This window comes from Helicobacter sp. T3_23-1059 (assembly GCF_053654515.1).
Map to the genome: position 1 here is coordinate 1 of NZ_JBSIUV010000269.1, position 308 is coordinate 308.

Here is a 308-nt window from a genome sequence, read left to right on the forward strand (position 1 = left end):
TAACTCTGCACTAAATCTTTCTAGCTCTCAAAAAGCAAATTGTCATACTGAGCGTAGCGAAGTATCTCTAAAAAACATAGATTGCCACGAATTTACAACTTTTAACAAAGTCGCAAAATCTCGCAATGACGGCAGTTCAGATTCTCGCAATGAGAGGATTTCCCAACCCATTGCGGAGGATTTTGCCTCTTATTCCACCTCCATTGCGGAGTTGCAAACTTCTTGTCCCCCCTCCCTTGCGGAGGGGGCTAGGGGGTGGGTATCTTTAGATTCCACTTCCAAGATTTCTTTGCACAATTCAAAAGCAG

The 308-nt window shown here is 43.8% G+C and carries 1 protein-coding gene; it reads left to right on the forward strand.

Annotated features, from left to right (window positions below; all coding sequences use genetic code 11):
• A partial coding sequence (locus ACWIX0_RS14375; RefSeq protein WP_454174642.1) for a hypothetical protein occupies positions 1-308 on the forward strand: 308 nt, incomplete at both ends.